Origin of the sequence: Vibrio sp. B4-6, assembly GCF_963888245.1 — a bacterium.
Lineage (GTDB): Bacteria > Pseudomonadota > Gammaproteobacteria > Enterobacterales > Vibrionaceae > Vibrio > Vibrio anguillarum.
In genome coordinates this window covers 52,442-68,779 of the sequence record NZ_CAWPIM010000011.1, presented here as the reverse complement: position 1 = coordinate 68,779, position 16,338 = coordinate 52,442, and the positions used below count along the sequence as shown (strand labels likewise).

Annotated in this window: 11 protein-coding genes; 1 reads left to right on the top strand and 10 read right to left on the bottom strand. The window is 45.6% G+C overall.

Going from position 1 to position 16,338, the window contains the following annotated elements:
• Window positions 1-67 precede the first annotated feature (67 nt).
• The 6 genes from parC to nudF all read right to left on the bottom strand — a co-directional run bounded on the left by parC (window position 68) and on the right by nudF (window position 6,947).
• Window positions 68-2,344, bottom strand: a complete 2,277-nt coding sequence (parC, locus tag AACV20_RS03245) for a DNA topoisomerase IV subunit A (RefSeq protein ID WP_017042665.1) — start codon at window positions 2,342-2,344, stop codon at window positions 68-70.
• Entirely contained in the window at window positions 2,345-4,228 is a 1,884-nt protein-coding gene (gene parE / locus AACV20_RS03240) for a DNA topoisomerase IV subunit B (protein ID WP_017042666.1), read from the bottom strand.
• A 212-nt stretch (window positions 4,229-4,440) separates the two neighbouring features.
• The gene (yqiA, locus tag AACV20_RS03235; protein WP_013856059.1) at window positions 4,441-5,037 is read right to left on the bottom strand and encodes an esterase YqiA; all 597 of its coding nucleotides are present in this window, start codon (window positions 5,035-5,037) and stop codon (window positions 4,441-4,443) included.
• The gene (cpdA, locus tag AACV20_RS03230) at window positions 5,027-5,848 is read right to left on the bottom strand and encodes a 3',5'-cyclic-AMP phosphodiesterase (protein WP_170906878.1); all 822 of its coding nucleotides are present in this window, start codon (window positions 5,846-5,848) and stop codon (window positions 5,027-5,029) included. The genes yqiA and cpdA overlap by 11 nt, the downstream gene beginning before the upstream one ends.
• A 47-nt stretch (window positions 5,849-5,895) precedes the next feature.
• Window positions 5,896-6,330, bottom strand: coding sequence for a DUF1249 family protein (locus AACV20_RS03225; protein ID WP_170906877.1), 435 nt, complete (start codon window positions 6,328-6,330; stop codon window positions 5,896-5,898).
• Window positions 6,318-6,947, bottom strand: coding sequence for an ADP-ribose diphosphatase (nudF, locus tag AACV20_RS03220; RefSeq protein WP_170906876.1), 630 nt, complete (start codon window positions 6,945-6,947; stop codon window positions 6,318-6,320). Before nudF ends, AACV20_RS03225 begins: the two co-directional genes overlap by 13 nt.
• A 234-nt stretch (window positions 6,948-7,181) precedes the next feature.
• Between nudF and tolC the strand changes: the two genes are divergently transcribed.
• The gene (gene tolC / locus AACV20_RS03215; protein WP_170906875.1) at window positions 7,182-8,489 is read left to right on the top strand and encodes an outer membrane channel protein TolC; all 1,308 of its coding nucleotides are present in this window, start codon (window positions 7,182-7,184) and stop codon (window positions 8,487-8,489) included.
• 85 nt (window positions 8,490-8,574) lie between these two features.
• On the opposite strand, the gene hldE is transcribed toward tolC, so the two are convergent.
• The 4 genes from hldE to AACV20_RS03195 form a co-directional block, all read right to left on the bottom strand.
• Window positions 8,575-10,005: a bifunctional D-glycero-beta-D-manno-heptose-7-phosphate kinase/D-glycero-beta-D-manno-heptose 1-phosphate adenylyltransferase HldE gene (gene hldE / locus AACV20_RS03210; protein ID WP_017042672.1), complete on the bottom strand. Its 1,431-nt coding sequence runs from the start codon at window positions 10,003-10,005 to the stop codon at window positions 8,575-8,577.
• A gap of 63 nt (window positions 10,006-10,068) precedes the next feature.
• Complete coding sequence (gene glnE / locus AACV20_RS03205) at window positions 10,069-12,915, bottom strand: bifunctional [glutamate--ammonia ligase]-adenylyl-L-tyrosine phosphorylase/[glutamate--ammonia-ligase] adenylyltransferase (RefSeq protein ID WP_170906874.1); 2,847 nt, start codon at window positions 12,913-12,915, stop codon at window positions 10,069-10,071.
• A 126-nt stretch (window positions 12,916-13,041) separates the two neighbouring features.
• Window positions 13,042-14,298, bottom strand: a complete 1,257-nt coding sequence (locus AACV20_RS03200; protein ID WP_170906873.1) for a methyl-accepting chemotaxis protein — start codon at window positions 14,296-14,298, stop codon at window positions 13,042-13,044.
• A gap of 381 nt (window positions 14,299-14,679) precedes the next feature.
• The gene (locus tag AACV20_RS03195; RefSeq protein WP_170906872.1) at window positions 14,680-16,203 is read right to left on the bottom strand and encodes a CYTH and CHAD domain-containing protein; all 1,524 of its coding nucleotides are present in this window, start codon (window positions 16,201-16,203) and stop codon (window positions 14,680-14,682) included.
• Window positions 16,204-16,338: the final 135 nt, after the last annotated feature.

Below are 16,338 nucleotides of genomic sequence, written 5' to 3'. Positions count from 1 at the left end.
CCAAAAACAAAACAAAGAGACATAAAAAAGCCCCCAACTCACGAAGGGGGCTTTTATTTATAGACTTTTACTCTTGCTCAAGATCTGAATCACTAAGTTCTGATTCAATCTCAATCGCAGTAACACGTTGTAACCCTCTCGGCAGTAAGCTACCTCGACGTCCACGCTCACCACGGAAGTTTTCTAGATCGCTGGCTTTTAAACCAAGTTTGCGTTTGCCGGCATAGAGCGTAATAGCCGCTCCTTGAGGCAAGGAGATTAAGTGTGACACAAACTCTTCACGCTCTTTGGACTTAGCCGCAGGAATATTGATTATTTTGTTGCCTTTGCCTTTGGTTAGCTGTGGTAAATCTTTGATTGGGAATAGCAACATTCGGCCCTGATTCGTGATCGCTAAAATGTCATCAGACTCCAAATTACCGATGGCCTGCGGCGTCATTACCTCTGAGTTCTCAGGCAAATTAACTAAGGCTTTACCACTACGGTTTTTCGACAGCAGTTCACCACCTTTACACACAAAACCATAACCGGCATCCGAGCCCACTAACCAGAGTTGATCCTCTTCTCCCATCACTACTTGGCGAATAGACGAGCCCTCTGTGATGTTGAGACGACCCGTAATCGGTTCACCTTGGCTGCGCGCCGAAGGTAGCGAGTGAGCTTCAAGCGAATAACTTCGACCATCGCTACCCAAGAATACGACCTGTTGATTGCTCTTACCACAAGCATGAGCCAAATACTGGTCGCCGGATTTGTAGCTCAAACTTTGGCAATCCACATCATGCCCTTTGGCATGACGTACCCAGCCTTTTTCCGAAAGCACAACGGTGATCGCTTCACTTGGCACAAGGTCACGCTCAGTCAACGCTTTAGATTCAGCTCGCTCAATCAGTGGTGAACGGCGGTCATCACCGTACTTCTCAGCATCCGCTTTGATCTCTTTCTTCAACAATGTGTTCAAGCGACGCTCAGAACCAAGCAACTGCTCTAATTTTTCCCGCTCTTTGGCAAGCTCATCTTGCTCACCACGAATCTTCATCTCTTCAAGTTTGGCTAAGTGGCGAAGTTTGGTATCTAAAATCGCATCGGCTTGAATAGCACTAATACCAAAACGGGCCATCAGTACCGCTTTAGGTTCATCTTCAGTACGAATGATTTCAATCACTTCATCAATATTCAGATAAGCAATGAGCAAACCTTCCAAGATGTGCAAACGCGCCATGACTTTATCAAGACGGTACTGTAAGCGGCGGCGAACCGTGGTGCGACGAAACTCAATCCACTCAGAAAGAATGGTCACTAAACCTTTCACTTCAGGACGATTGTTTAAGCCAATCATGTTCAAGTTAACACGGAAGCTTTTCTCTAGATCGGTTGATGCGAACAAGTGGCTCATCAACAAATCACAATCTACGCGGTTAGAACGCGGCACAATAACAATACGCGTAGGGTTCTCGTGATCCGATTCATCGCGTAAATCTTCAACCATTGGCAATTTCTTCGCGCGCATTTGGTTAGCGATTTGTTCGAGCAATTTAGCGCCTGAGACTTGATGAGGTAATGCTGTGATCACAACATCACTACCCTCTTTATGCCAAACCGCGCGCATTTTGATACTGCCGCGACCTGAGCGATATATTTTCTCAATTTCAATTCTGGGTGAAATAATTTCCGCTTCGGTCGGATAATCTGGCCCTTGCACGTACTGCATCACATCATGCAGTTGCGCTTCCGGGTTATCGATCAGGTGAATCGTCGCATCGGCAATTTCACGCACATTGTGTGGCGGGATATCGGTCGCCATGCCCACTGCAATTCCCGTGACGCCATTGAGCAAAATATGAGGTAAACGCGCCGGCAGCATTTGTGGTTCTTGCATTGTCCCATCAAAGTTAGGCTGCCAATCAACGTTGCCTTGTCCAAGCTCACCCAGTAAAACTTCAGCGAATTTAGACAGTTTCGCTTCGGTATAACGCATCGCCGCGAAGGATTTTGGATCGTCCGGAGCACCCCAGTTACCTTGACCATCCACCAGTGGATAGCGGTAAGAAAAGGGTTGTGCCATTAATACCATCGCTTCGTAACAGGCCGAATCACCGTGCGGGTGGTATTTACCGAGCACGTCACCAACGGTACGCGCTGATTTTTTGTACTTGGCTGACGCCGAGAGTCCAAGCTCCGACATCGCATAAATAATACGTCGCTGTACCGGTTTTAAACCATCGCCAATATAAGGCAGTGCGCGGTCCATGATGACGTACATCGAATAATTGAGATAGGCGTCTTCAGTGAACTTACGCAGCGGCAGTTTCTCAACACCATCAAAGGTTATTTCAGTTGACATTTATTGCACCTCTGCCATATCGCCATAACGTTGCAACCATGCGCGGCGGTCATCTGCACGCTTTTTACCTAGCAACATGTCCATCATCTCATCCGTTGCTTCAGCATCATCAATGGTCAGTTGAACCAAGCGGCGCGTGTTTGGATCCATCGTTGTTTCACGCAATTGAAGCGGATTCATTTCACCCAAACCTTTAAATCGCTGTACGTTGATTTTGGCTTTTTTCTGGCTAAGTCGCTCTAAAATGCCCTCTTTTTCAGCATCATCGAGTGCATAAAAGACCTCTTTGCCGCAGTCGATCCGATACAAAGGAGGCATCGCAACAAAAATATGACCCGCTTTGACTAATGCTCGGAAATGTTTGGTAAATAAGGCACAAAGCAAGGTGGCAATATGTAAACCATCAGAGTCAGCATCCGCGAGAATGCAGATTTTACCGTAACGCAATCCATCGAGATCGTCGTTATCAGGATCAATCCCAAGCGCAACAGAGATATCATGCACTTCTTGTGAAGCCAGCACTTGGTCTGCCGACACTTCCCACGTATTTAAAATTTTCCCACGCAGTGGCATAACCGCTTGAAATTCACGATCGCGCGCTTGCTTAGCACTGCCGCCTGCTGAATCCCCTTCGACAAAGAAGATTTCCGTGCGGCTCAGGTCTTGCACTGAACAGTCGGTCAATTTACCGGGGAGCGCGGGGCCCGATGCGATTTTTTTCCGTACCACTTTTTTGCTAGCTCGCATGCGGCGATGCGCATTGGCAATGCACACTTCGGCAAGTAATTCAGCGAGTTGTGGTTTTTCATTCAGCCATAAACTGAAGGAGTCTTTTATCACACCTGAAACAAAAGCTGCGGTTTGACGTGAAGAGAGGCGCTCTTTGGTTTGCCCTGCAAACTGTGGGTCTTGCATCTTAACCGACAATACATAAGAACAGCGGTCAAAGACATCTTCACCAGTTAACTTAACGCCACGCGGCAACAGGTTGCGGAATTCACAGAATTCACGCATCGCATCGAGCAACCCTTGGCGTAAGCCGTTAACGTGCGTACCACCTTGTGCGGTAGGGATTAAGTTAACATAGCTTTCAGTGATCATCTCACCACCTTCAGGTAGCCAAATCACTGCCCAGTTGGCCGCTTCAGTTTCAGCGACAAACTCACCCGTAAATGGCTCTTCGGGCAATAAGGTGTAACCCTTTACGCCTTCTGCGAGATAATCTTTTAGGCCGTCTTCGTAGTACCAACGGTGCTCAAGATTGTTAACCTTATCACTAAAGGTGATCTCGAGCCCCGGGCAAAGTACCGCTTTAGCGCGCAAATTATTGATTAGGCGAGTCACTGAAAAGTTAGGCGAATCAAAGTAGCTGGTATCGGGCCAAAAGTGGACACTTGTCCCTTTATTACGACGACCACAGGTGCCAGTTACCGTCAATTCCTCGACTTTATTACCGTGCTCAAACGCCATTTCATATATTTGCCCATCACGGCGAACGGTCACTTCCACACGCTTGGATAGGGCATTCACTACGGAAATACCTACCCCATGTAAACCACCGGAGAACTGGTAGCTTTTGTTTGAAAACTTACCACCCGCATGCAATTTACAGAAGATAAGCTCAACGCCTGATATTTTCTCTTCAGGGTGAATATCAACAGGCATACCACGCCCATCATCGATCACTTCAAGTGATTGATCTGCGTGGAGAATAACTTGTACCTTGGAGGCATATCCGGCTAGCGCTTCATCGACACTGTTATCGATAACTTCTTGGCCTAAATGGTTAGGTCGCGCGGTGTCCGTATACATCCCAGGTCGGCGACGTACTGGTTCTAAGCCATTAAGAACTTCAATGGCCCCAGCATTATATTGTTCAGTCATAATACGGAATGCTTTTATAGATAAATGATTCGTTACTTTTTCGGCAGTTTATCAATGATGTACTTGTGATTAATTAACGACAACAACGCTGATTTTTTCAGCATTACAAACTGCAAAAGTATAGATAGAACATAGTCTGGAAGAGCCTTGCTTATGTCAAGCGAGATAAGTAAGTTACAGGTAAAATTATGACTCCCCCCTCAATGAATCGGTCAGAGATCTAGGAATTCGATGATTTGTCGCGGATATCGCTCAAAGTTCACAAAACTATGATCGCCGCCAAATTCAACCGTCTGTTTTGCTCCCGCCAATTTAGCGACGGCTTGACGGTAATCTAAGACTTCATCACCCATTTGTTGCAACAACCAAAATGACGTGACGTCATTAATTTTAACCTCTAATGCTTTGAGCTCTTCAATATGTTTCGCCTCTAGCCGATAGTGCTCTTGCGTGTAGGGGTTGACTTGTTCGCCTAAAAAATTGACCAATAATTCATACGGTTTGATTGCTGGGTTTATCACCACGGCACGAAAACCAAACAAATGGTTTAACCAAATAGACAAATACCCGCCTAATGAACTCCCCACCAGCGCAATACGATATTGATCTTGATGTTGATGAATAAGATCAAGTAGATATTCCGCAGCTTGCGCGGGAAAACTGGGTAACTTAGGCACCATCACTTTGATATCAGGACGCTGCATTTGGCAATACTTCACCATCACTTGTGCTTTGTGCGACAGCGGCGAGCTATTAAAGCCGTGAATATAAAGCAGCATAGGTTGACGAGTAGGCATCTCAGTATCCATTAGCGTTAAAATCCGGTTGGAATGCGCCGTTAGCTAAACGTTTGACTTGAGTTTCTATTTGACCATCAGCAGATAGCGTCAATTCACGCCATCCTGGGGAAGTGCGATCCAAAGCAAAATCATCTGAATTGGGCTTAAATTGTACACAGGTCGAGGGAGTGGCCATCACTCGGACACCGTGATGGAGTTTATCCATATTTTGATGAACATGACCACATAGGACGGCTTTCACATTGCGATGTTGCGTGACGATATTCCAAAAAGCATCGCTGTCTTTAAGGCTATGTTGATCGAGCCAGGCGCTCCCCACCAATAGAGGATGATGATGCAGCACAATCAAGGTGTGTCGCTGATGGTGCGTCGATAATTTTTCGTCAAGTAAAGCCAATTGTTGATCGCTCAGCCGTCCATGCGGTACGCCCACAACTTGAGAATCGAGCATCACCATCTGCCAGTGTTCACCGAGTAATACATGCTCCGACTGTTGAATCTGCTCTGACGGGAATACGGCGCCCATATTGGGTTTAAAGTCGTGATTACCGGGAAGCCAAAAACAAGTTTTTTCTAATGAAGAAATACCACGAGAGAAACGAAGATAAGACTCAGCACTATGATCTTGCGAGATGTCGCCCGTGGCTAGAATTGCATCAAATTCAACACGTTGCGTGCAGATCTCTGCCACAACAGCATGAAAGCTATCTACCGTATTAACACTCAACAGGCTGCCATCATCCGGCGCAAACAGATGCGTATCGGTAATTTGTAGCAGCTTGATGCTGTCTGAATTGTCTAGAGTTGGCGACACGTTCAAAATTTATTAATCCAAATTGAATGACTAATTTTCATCTATGACGAAGACTAAATTGGAGCTCGGCTAATCCCGTGCTTTAAACAGAAAGTAAGCCAATCGCCTAAAAAGCGATTGATTTGCGCTTTCTCATCTTTTTGCATCATTTGTTCATTCGGGTAATCATAGCGAGCTTTGATCTGATTTATCCGCGCACTTGCACACACTTCGGAAACACGTGCATCGTGGTAAAGCCTGACAGACATCGACGGTAATGGAAATACTGAAACGTCATCACTCTGACAAATCTCCACTAAAGTTGTGTACTTTGTGACCTCTAGCACTTGTAATTGATAGGTCATTTGAGCAGCCTGATAACAGCGTAAGTCACCCACGCTCGGCTGACTTGGTAACAAAGCGTTCAATTTCGCGTAGTTAGTTTCGTACACACGCATTAGTTCCGATAAATCAACGTGATACGTTTTTTTCAATGCTAATTCTGCCATTGCAATTGTAACTGTTGATAGTTTAGCTCTAACCATTGTAAAGCGATAATTGAGGCACCATTCTCAATTTGGCCGTTTTTCACTAAGCGGTAAGCCTCTTCACGGCTCATGACATGAACTTTGATGTCTTCACCTTCATAGTCAAGCCCATGTACGCCTTTAGCTTGCGTTGCATCGATTTCACCAACAAAGACGTCGAGTAATTCAGAGCATCCACCAGATGATGGATAATAAGAGCTAATTTTTTCGATTCGGTTCACTTCAATTCCCGCCTCTTCCATCGCCTCTCGACGGATAACCTGCTCGGACGTTTCATTAGGGTCGATGACTCCAGCAATAATCTCCAGTTGCCAAGGATGGGCGTGCTCTAGTGCTCCAACTCGAATTTGCTCTATAATCACGACTTCATCACGCACAGGATCATAAGGAAGCATAGCCGCAGCATGACCTCTTTCAAACATTTCTCTTTCAATCTCCTCACTCCATCCACCTTCAAACAACTTGTGTTTAAAGCGGTATTTCACCATGCGGAAAAAACCTTGGAACAGTGTTTCTTTTGAAATGACGTCCACATCTTGGGGCGTAAAAATGTTGTACCGTTTGTCAGACTGCTGCATTTGAAACCTCGCTCAGTGAATCTCATAGTTTAATCATGGAATTCATCCATCACCAAGGATATTGCTCAACTTTTTATATAAATTTTATATTTATTTTTAAACGAGCATCGAATTTTATTGCACAGATGGACAGTTATGTGTAAAAAAGTGCAAAGTTTCGAGTGAATTACCACCAATTTAAGTTAAACTCCTTAAAAGTAACCTTCTTACATATTAAGGCAGGGAATAGGACCAATGAAAAAACTGCTTCCACTATTCATCAGCGCAGCATTAGGCAGCCTGAGTTCTTCAGTATGGGCGGATACTCTTACTGAAATCTATAATCAAGCCAAAGAAAATGATCCTCAGTTACTGAGCTCTGCAGCTCAACGTGATGCTGCATTTGAAGCGGTCACATCTAGCCGTGGCGATCTGTTACCACAAATCAACCTGACCGCTGGTTACAATATCAACCGCAGTGATATTGATGCACGCGAAAGTGATAAGCTCACAGCAGGCATCAGTTTCTCTCAGCAGCTTTATCAACGTTCAAGTTGGGTTTCTTTAGACACGGCAGAAAAGAATGCACGCAAAGCGGATTCTGCCTATGCGGCCACCCAGCAAGGTCTGATTTTACGCGTTGCACAAGCCTATTTTGAAGTGCTTCGCGCCAAAGATAACTTGGCATTTGTCCGTGCAGAAAAAGCGGCAGTGGCTCGTCAATTAGAGCAAACGAAACAACGTTTTGAAGTCGGTCTTTCTGCAATTACTGACGTGCATGACGCACAAGCGCAATACGATGGTGTACTTGCTGATGAAGTTTTGGCAAAAAATAGCCTCACTAATAGTTATGAAACCTTGCGTGAAATTACCGGCCAAGAACATTCTGATTTAAGTGTGTTGGATACTAATCGTTTTTCAGCCAGCAAAACAACACAGCCGATTGATGCTCTGCTTGAAGAGGCCCAACAGAAAAATCTCTCTTTGCTGACCGCTCGTATTTCTCAAGATGTCGCGAAAGATAATATTTCATTAGCAAGTTCAGGGCACTTACCCTCACTGACTCTTGATGGCGGCTACAAGTACGGCGATGAAAGTAATAATAACAGCGGCTCTAAAGGGGATTATAACGATTTTAATGTCGGTATAAACCTTGCGGTGCCATTGTACACTGGTGGAAAAACCACTTCGCAAACCAAACAAGCTGAATTTGCGTACGTTGCTGCAAGCCAAGATTTAGAAAAAACGTATCGCAGCGTTGTGAAAGATGTACGCGCATTTAACAACAACATCAATGCCTCTATTGGCGCTTTACGTGCTTATGAACAGTCAGTTATTTCAGCGAAATCAGCACTGGAAGCGACCGAAGCAGGGTTTGATGTAGGTACGCGAACTATTGTTGATGTACTTGATTCAACGCGCCGTCTATACGATGCGAATAAAAATCTCTCTAACGCACGTTATGACTATGTGCTGAGCGTACTGCAATTACGTCAAGCAGTAGGCACATTGAGCGAGCAAGATATTTTAGATATCAACGCTGGCTTAAAAGCAGACAGCTAAAAAAGTAAAAGCCGCTGAATTTTCAGCGGCTTTTTTGTAGCGATTGGCTCATTTTATACAAAATGCCAAAGGATACGGCGCGATGTTAGCCTCTGCCGCCTTTAATCGCTTCAATAATTTCTGTGGTTGAGCAACCATCTTCAAAGTTCAACACTTTGACTTCTCCACCCGCCGCAATCACTTCTTCACCACCGGCGATATCTTCAGGTTTATAGTCACCACCTTTCACCAATAAGTTAGGTAGTACAGCTGCAATCAAACGCTGTGGCGTATCTTCAGAAAAAGGAACCACCCAATCGACAGCGCCCAATGCAGCCAGTACCGCCATGCGGCGATCCGTTGTATTGACTGGGCGACCTGGGCCTTTCAAACGCTTAACCGACTCATCCGTGTTAACGGCAACAATCAGGCGATCGCCCAATTTGGCTGCGTGGTTAAGATAAGAAACATGTCCTGCATGCAAAATATCAAAGCAACCATTGGTCATCACCACCTTTTCGCCCTGAGCTTGAGCCACTTTTACCGCATCAATTAAGGCTTGTTCACTGATGACACCATAATCAGTATCTTTGCTACCGTGAACCGCTTCCGCTAGTTCAATGGTTGAAACGGTTGACGTGCCCAGTTTACCAACCACAACACCCGCCGCCGCATTGGCCAATGCGCACGCTTCATCAAGTGGTTTACCTGCCGCAACTGATGCTGCAAGCACTGAAATCACCGTATCTCCCGCGCCCGTTACGTCATACACTTCTTTGGCTAATGTTGGTAAATGGAATGGCTTCTGATTGCGTTGTAACAGTGTCATGCCATGTTCGCTGCGAGTCACCAACAGTGCGCCAAGATCAAACTGTTCAATCAAGGCAAAGCCTTTTTCTACTAGCTCTTGCTCTGTTTTTACTTTGCCTACGACCTGTTCAAATTCAGACATGTTAGGTGTGAGCAATGTTGCGCCACGATAACGTTCGAAATCGGCTCCTTTAGGATCGATAAAAACGGGAACGTTGGCTGCACGTGCTTTTTGGATCAATTGCTGCACATGCTCTAATGCGCCTTTGGCGTAATCGGACAAGATCACCGCTTTTACTTTCGGTAACGCCAGCTCCATGCGAGATAAAATCAGTTCTGGATCGGTGTTCTCAAACTTATCTTCGAAATCCAAACGGATCAGTTGCTGGCCTCGGCTTAGCACGCGTAATTTTGTAATGGTTGGATAATTTGGCAGAGCAACAAAATCACAACTCACTTTCAACGCTGTTAACGTTTCAGTCAGAACGTTAGCTGGCTCATCCACGCCAGTTAAACCAACAATATGCGCATGACCGCCCAGCGAAGCAATGTTCATTGCAACGTTTGCCGCGCCGCCTGGACGTTCTTCGCTATTCTCTACTTTTACTACAGGAACGGGGGCTTCTGGTGAGATGCGACCGGTTGGACCATACCAGTAGCGATCAAGCATCACATCGCCAATAATCAATACACCTGCATCATTGTAGTCAGGTAGGATTGGTTTCATTGTGGATCTCCAATTTTTGTTATTGCGCTGAGTGTAACACAGCTCATTGAGTCTCTAAAACACTCAACCTAGCCACTGCTGCCAAGCGTTTGTGACTCGTCTTCTCAGGTCAACAAACTTACTTTCGTCAACATCCGCATCCAAGTTAAGCAAGTTTCGATGATGGATCTGATTGCGCATCGAAGTATAGGCATCGGTGAGAGCCAGCGCTTGTTCTTCCTCCATAACACCTTGGTTCAGCAGTGACTCAAAAATGCGTACGTTGTCTGACCAAAACGTCAATTTTGGCTTTTCATGGCTAAAACGCAGCACTAGATATTGAGCTAAAAACTCAATATCAGTGATGCCACCAGCATCTTGTTTAAGCATAAAACGGCCACTTTTCTTTCCCCCCAAATGATCGCGCATTTTTATCCGCATCGCGACTACATCCTGCTTGAGCTTGGTTTCATCTCTTGCCAATGACAAAATCTCATGGCGGGTGCGATGGAAAGCCTGTTGCAGTGGCTCATCACCATAAATCATTCGGGCACGAACTAAGGCTTGGTGTTCCCACGTCCACGCTTCATTGCGCTGGTATTCATCAAACGCTTCAGCGGGGCTAACTAACAAACCGGACGCTCCAGACGGGCGCAAACGAGTATCAACTTCATACAAAATACCAGAAGCGGTACGAGTGGCAAAAATGTGGATCACGCGCTGGGCTAAGCGCAAATAAAACTGACGGCCATCAATCTCTTTTGCGCCATCGGTGTAACAATCCACTGGGCAGTCATGGAGAAACACGATATCAAGATCAGAATTGTAGCCCAACTCCCAGCCCCCCACTTTGCCATAGCCAACGACTGCAAACCCTTTACCATCCCTCTCTTTTAAATGAGTGGGTTGGCCGTATTTTGCACTGACTTGCTGCCAAGCTTGGTTGATCACAGCTTCAACGATGGCTTCAGCAAGGTAGGTTAAGTGATCGCTCACTTTCATCACAGGCAAAGCACCGGCAATATCAGCAGCAGCAATACGCAAAATGCAGATCTGCTTAAATTGGCGTAATCCTTCCATTTGCTGCTCCATATCCTCTTCGGGAATACGAGCAAGAAAATCACGCAGTTCAGTTTTATAAGCAGACAACGCCATTGGATTATAGAGATGCTGCGGGTCGATAAGTTCATCGAGTAAAATGGGGTAACGACTAAGCTGTTCCGAAATCATCGGGCTTGCGGTACATAAACGCACCAGCTGCGTCAATGCCGCAGGGTGTTCATCTAGCAGCTCAAGGTAAGTGGTTCGAGTCACAATTTTGTACATCAAATGCAGCACACGAGGTAAGCCAAACTGCGCATCTGGGGGCATGAAAATCGCTTGGAACAGTTTTGGCATCAACCGGTTTAATACATCCCGTCCGCGTGGGCCCAGCGTTTTTTTCGCCAAATCCTCTTTAAATTGGATCAATACATGCGCCATGCCAGCAGGATCATCACAGGTAAGCTCTTGTTGAAAAATCGTTTCAAGCACATCTGGCTTGTGCGCCATATCCCACAGCTCGTGAAAATGTTTAGCAACGCACTGGTCATCTTCTTCTTCATCATCGCCAATCAGAGTTGCAAATACTTGATGTACTTTGGTCATGTGTTGATGCGTTTCGTGAAGCAGCGTTACCCAGTCAGTGCATTGCATTGCAACGGCTAAGCGAAGTTGATCCAGTTCATTGTCTGGCAAGGTTTGCGTCTGCTTGTCGGCCATCGCTTGCAATAGGTTTTCAAGGCGACGTAAAAACAGATAAGCTTGTCGTAAATCGGCCACTTCTTGCGGTTTGAGCAGGGCAAGTTCTGCTATTGCAACCAGTGTTTCTAATAGTCCACGCTGACGTAAACTGGGTTCTCGTCCACCACGAATTAACTGAAATACTTGTGCGATGAATTCAATTTCGCGGATCCCGCCCGCGCCTAATTTGATGTTGTTATGCAGCCCTCGACGTCTCACTTCGCTGCTGATCATCGATTTCATACGGCGCAGAGATTGAATGGCGCTAAAATCGATGTAGCGGCGGAACACAAATGGTCGCAGCATTTGGCGCAGCTCTTGGTACTGCGGATACATTTCCCGCCCCATTACTCGAGCTTTGATCATCGCATAACGCTCCCAATCACGCCCTTGCTCTTGGTAATAATCTTCGAGCGCCGCATAGCTCATCACCAGTGGGCCACTCTCACCAAAAGGACGCAAACGCATATCAACTCGGTAGCAAAAACCGTCAAAGGTATGTTGATCCAACGCTTTAATGATTCGCTGGCCTAAACGGGTAAAAAATTGCGCATTCGCGATACTGCGGCGAGCGCCTTGTGTTTCACCGTTTTCAGGATAAGTAAAAATGAGGTCGATATCCGACGAGAAGTTCAACTCACCGCCACCTAATTTGCCCATACCGATGATCAGCATAGGTTGTGCTTCACCTTGGTCGTTAGTTGGCGTTCCCCACTCGAAGCAGCAAACAGCGTACTGCCACTGGTAAGTCTCAAAAATGAGTGCTTCCGCCAGTGCTGAAAGATGTGCAAGGCTCTCTTCTAACGTCCAACTGGCGGTAAAATCTCGCCAAGCGATGTACACCATTTCCCGGTTACGAAACTGACGCAAAATACGATGCCCTGACATTTCATCTTTGCACTCTTCTAGCTGTATAGCGAGATCGTCTCGGTAATGCTCTAGCCTTGACTCTCCCGCCAACATTTCCGGTAATTGCATACACAACCATTCATCTCGCAATAATGCTTCATTGATAAACTGGCTCATCCCGACCACATACAACAGCTGTTTTTTCAATGGCTCGGACCACTGTGCAATGCTCGGTTGTTGCTCTAGCAAATGTTGATAGGTTGTGTGCGCAAAAGCGTGAAGTGATGAAGGCAGTAACATGAGACATCCTTGTGAATTGAGACCAATGCAGTCGCTAGAAGGCTATTTATAGCAAACTTATATCAATAAAAAACGCCCAACAACAAGAATTGTGGGCGTTGATTGAAGGATCGAATTTCTACAGAGTTAGACTTTGAACATCGTAATTTTCCGATCTAACTCTTCGGCGTTGCTTTGCATGATCTCTGATGTTTCAAGCAACTCACCAACCACTGTTACTGAGGCTTCAACGAGCTCCCTCACATTGGTTAGATTTTGGTCCATTTCCTGAGCCACGCTAGTTTGCTGCCCAGCGGCTGTTGCGATTTGGATATTCATGTCATTGATCCGTTGCACTTGATTCACAATACCATCTAATTCAGTGCCCGCATTCGTAACCAGCTCAACTCCTTCAGCCGCTTCAACTACACTTTTTTCCATTAAATCAACAGCTGAATTGGCACTATTTTGTAATTGAGAAATCATCTCCTGGATCTCAATCGTCGCTTTTTGGGTGCGCTGCGCTAAGTTACGCACTTCATCGGCTACCACCGCAAAACCACGCCCAGCGTCACCAGCCCGAGCCGCTTCAATAGCTGCATTGAGCGCGAGTAGGTTGGTTTGTTCGGAAATACTTTGGATGGTTCCAACAACACTGCCAATCGCAACCACTCGTTCTTCAACTTGGTTGACGGCTTGCGCTGATGCCGCGATATCCTTCGATAGCTCACTCATCTTAGTGATGGTGCCTTTAACAAAACGCTGACCAGTTTCTGCTTGACCTGACGCTTGCTCGGTTAGTGCTGATGCATTTTGTGCATGCTCTGCGACCGTTTGCACCGTGGATGTCATTTCACTCATGGCGGTGGCCAATTGGTCAATTTCGTTAAACTCTTCTTGAGCCGAATCTTTGGTTTCTGACATGCTGATGGTCATGACTTCAGTAAGTGACGAAAGCTCTTGTGAGGCATCCACTTGCATCTTAATGACGTCTTGCAACTGGCGGCGGGTTTTCTCAAGCTCTCGCGCAACGTCGCCGTACTCATCTTTACATTCCATATTAATCGGTGTGGAAAGATCACGACTTGCCATCAACTTAATTGAATCACTTAAATATTGTGTTTGGCGCAGCATGACTTTGGCTGCGGCGAGTAAAAGCACAACAAAAACGATGATCATGAATGCCGTTTGCCATACTACTTGAGTCAAATAAGCATCATAGTGTTGCTGAGCGATTTCGGTATTCTGAGTTGCTGCAAGCAGTGATTCGTAAAAAGTACGAGCATCCCAAAGCTGCTTTGCGATGATCAATACTGTACTAAACACCATCAGCATAACCATTTTAGGAACGAGACGAATATCAGTAATCAAACGTTCCCATGGCTTAAATGCCATTGTTGCCATTGTCAGTTCTCCACTATGTCTTATATGTTGAAATTTCGGTAAGTAAGCAAACTCAAAAACTAAAAAGCTATTTATTTTGAGCTTCGTATGAAAAAAGATGATATCAAAGATGAGACAAATCCAATGTGTTTATTGTTGCTGATCCACTCACTCATGGCATTATTTGTGATCTCAGGCTTGTTGTTCATCCCTGTCAATCATGATACCTGTTAGGTTTCTATCGACCCTGATTTTTTGAACTGTAGTCGTTTCGTTGTGCAACCTGTTGGAGATTTGATCTCATCCACAAATCAATTGCAATTAATGAAACTAAATGAGCAGAGATATAAAAAAAGAGACACCGCAGTATCTCTTTTTCATTTTGGCTGTGAGCCATGTTGATTAGCGACTTTTACGCCAATAAGGCTCGGCTTCAATGCCAATTTGTCGCGTCTGCTCCATCGCATGAACAATGGAGTTTTGTTGGCGAATCAACCATCGCTTGAGTTGTTCTTGTTCGTCTTCTTGCAACTTGTCGATCAAATTCTCTAGCGGCTTGAGCATTAATAAATCATCTATTCCTTGCAGTAAATCAGCCCAAGGGAGACGGAAGTTTTTGCGTTCTTCAATATCATAAAGGCTCGCAAAACCAATGCCAGTGTAGAGATTACGCATTAAATGATACTGCTGATCAATATACTCTTGAGGGCTTAGCTCAACTTTAGGAGGAAAAGCTTCCATTAACTCGGCCCATGTGCGATCCAACTGCTTCACCGAAAACGAACCGACGTTACGCGCCATTTTTTCTCTGGCTTTATCGTCCAAGAAGGGTTGCCATCCACGGCTCAAAATCCAACGACTGAGATCAAGCAGTAACCCAGTATAACGCGCCGAACTGAGCAGCTTTAAGTTTTCTTCCCGAGTGGGTAGTGCCTCTTGCTGCTCTTTTAACTCGGCGATGATAAATTTACGAGCGTCCAGTTTACGCAGTGCGTGGCCTTTATCTTCAAGCAGGTTTGTTAGGTAGTCATGAGTTTTTAACCACGATAACTCTTGCTCCAACCATTTCAATTCCTGACGTAAAATAGCGCTGGCGCGACGTGGCACAATGCCGCCATAAATGCTCAAGATCTGACGTAAAAAACTAGTGGCGTGGCTTATCTCATGTAACGCCGGAATTGAATCGCGCTCGGTGTAGATCTGTTCATGGTGATGCCAATGGGATAATGCATGCTCTAGCGAGTGAATAAAACACTCTTCCACGCTGTCAGTACTGACTGTATTGACCAAGGTTAAGGCGTGAACTTCATCACCTTGATAACCAGACGCAAGACGATAGCCTCGCGCCGCTTTACTCAAGTTACCCAGACGCATACCACCGTGCTCACAAAACTGGCGAGCTAACGTAAACAAGGCATCCGTTTGCCCCGATTTCAACTCCAGCTCCACTTCGCAGATAGGTTCTTGTTTTTCACCTGCAACAACAAAACCTTGATCGAAAGCCACTTCAACTTGGCTGCCATCGGCCATGCCAATCAGCCACTGCTCGCGTGTGAAGTTGGTCGAAAATAGAGGCATCAGTTCAGATTGTAAGGTCGTAATATCTTTACCTTGTGGCCAGATATCTTCCGGATGAAGCGTCAAGTTCGGTTCATTGCTGTTGTGCTCAGCATTGTATTCTGGTCTTTGGTGCAACCCTGCAACGACTCGACCCGCCGTTTTAACAGTTTGAACATACACATCATCAAAGCGACGAATACGAAGCCCTGTGTCGTGTTGACGCAACCAGTTGTCAGGTGTATCGAAGTAAGTGTTCCCTAACGCTCGACAACTGTGCTGAAGTACTTTGATTTCAGAGATCTTGTAACGCAAAATTTCCGAAAATTCTGGTGAAACAAAAAACTTCAGTTCTATCTCGGTTTCCATAACTAACCCTTTCAAAGCAGATAGCGAAAGAATATGGCCTAATGCACAGTGGGGCAAGTAACAAATATCACTGGAATGATGATCTAAAACAGTTTTAATGAGAGATTTAATGGGTTAACATGCGCGCCTTTATAG

Bases quoted from the DNA above. Each gene is read 5' to 3' on its own strand.
- tolC (WP_170906875.1), top strand. From the start codon at position 7,182: ATGAAAAAACTGCTTCCACTATTCATCAGCGCAGCATTAGGCAGCCTG.
- glnE (WP_170906874.1), bottom strand. From the start codon at position 12,915: ATGTTACTGCCTTCATCACTTCACGCTTTTGCGCACACAACCTATCAA.
- parC (WP_017042665.1), bottom strand. From the start codon at position 2,344: ATGTCAACTGAAATAACCTTTGATGGTGTTGAGAAACTGCCGCTGCGT.
- nudF (WP_170906876.1), bottom strand. From the start codon at position 6,947: ATGCAGCAGTCTGACAAACGGTACAACATTTTTACGCCCCAAGATGTG.
- AACV20_RS03195 (WP_170906872.1), bottom strand. From the start codon at position 16,203: ATGGAAACCGAGATAGAACTGAAGTTTTTTGTTTCACCAGAATTTTCG.
- yqiA (WP_013856059.1), bottom strand. From the start codon at position 5,037: ATGGATACTGAGATGCCTACTCGTCAACCTATGCTGCTTTATATTCAC.
- parE (WP_017042666.1), bottom strand. From the start codon at position 4,228: ATGACTGAACAATATAATGCTGGGGCCATTGAAGTTCTTAATGGCTTA.
- AACV20_RS03200 (WP_170906873.1), bottom strand. From the start codon at position 14,298: ATGGCAACAATGGCATTTAAGCCATGGGAACGTTTGATTACTGATATT.
- hldE (WP_017042672.1), bottom strand. From the start codon at position 10,005: ATGAAACCAATCCTACCTGACTACAATGATGCAGGTGTATTGATTATT.
- AACV20_RS03225 (WP_170906877.1), bottom strand. From the start codon at position 6,330: ATGGCAGAATTAGCATTGAAAAAAACGTATCACGTTGATTTATCGGAA.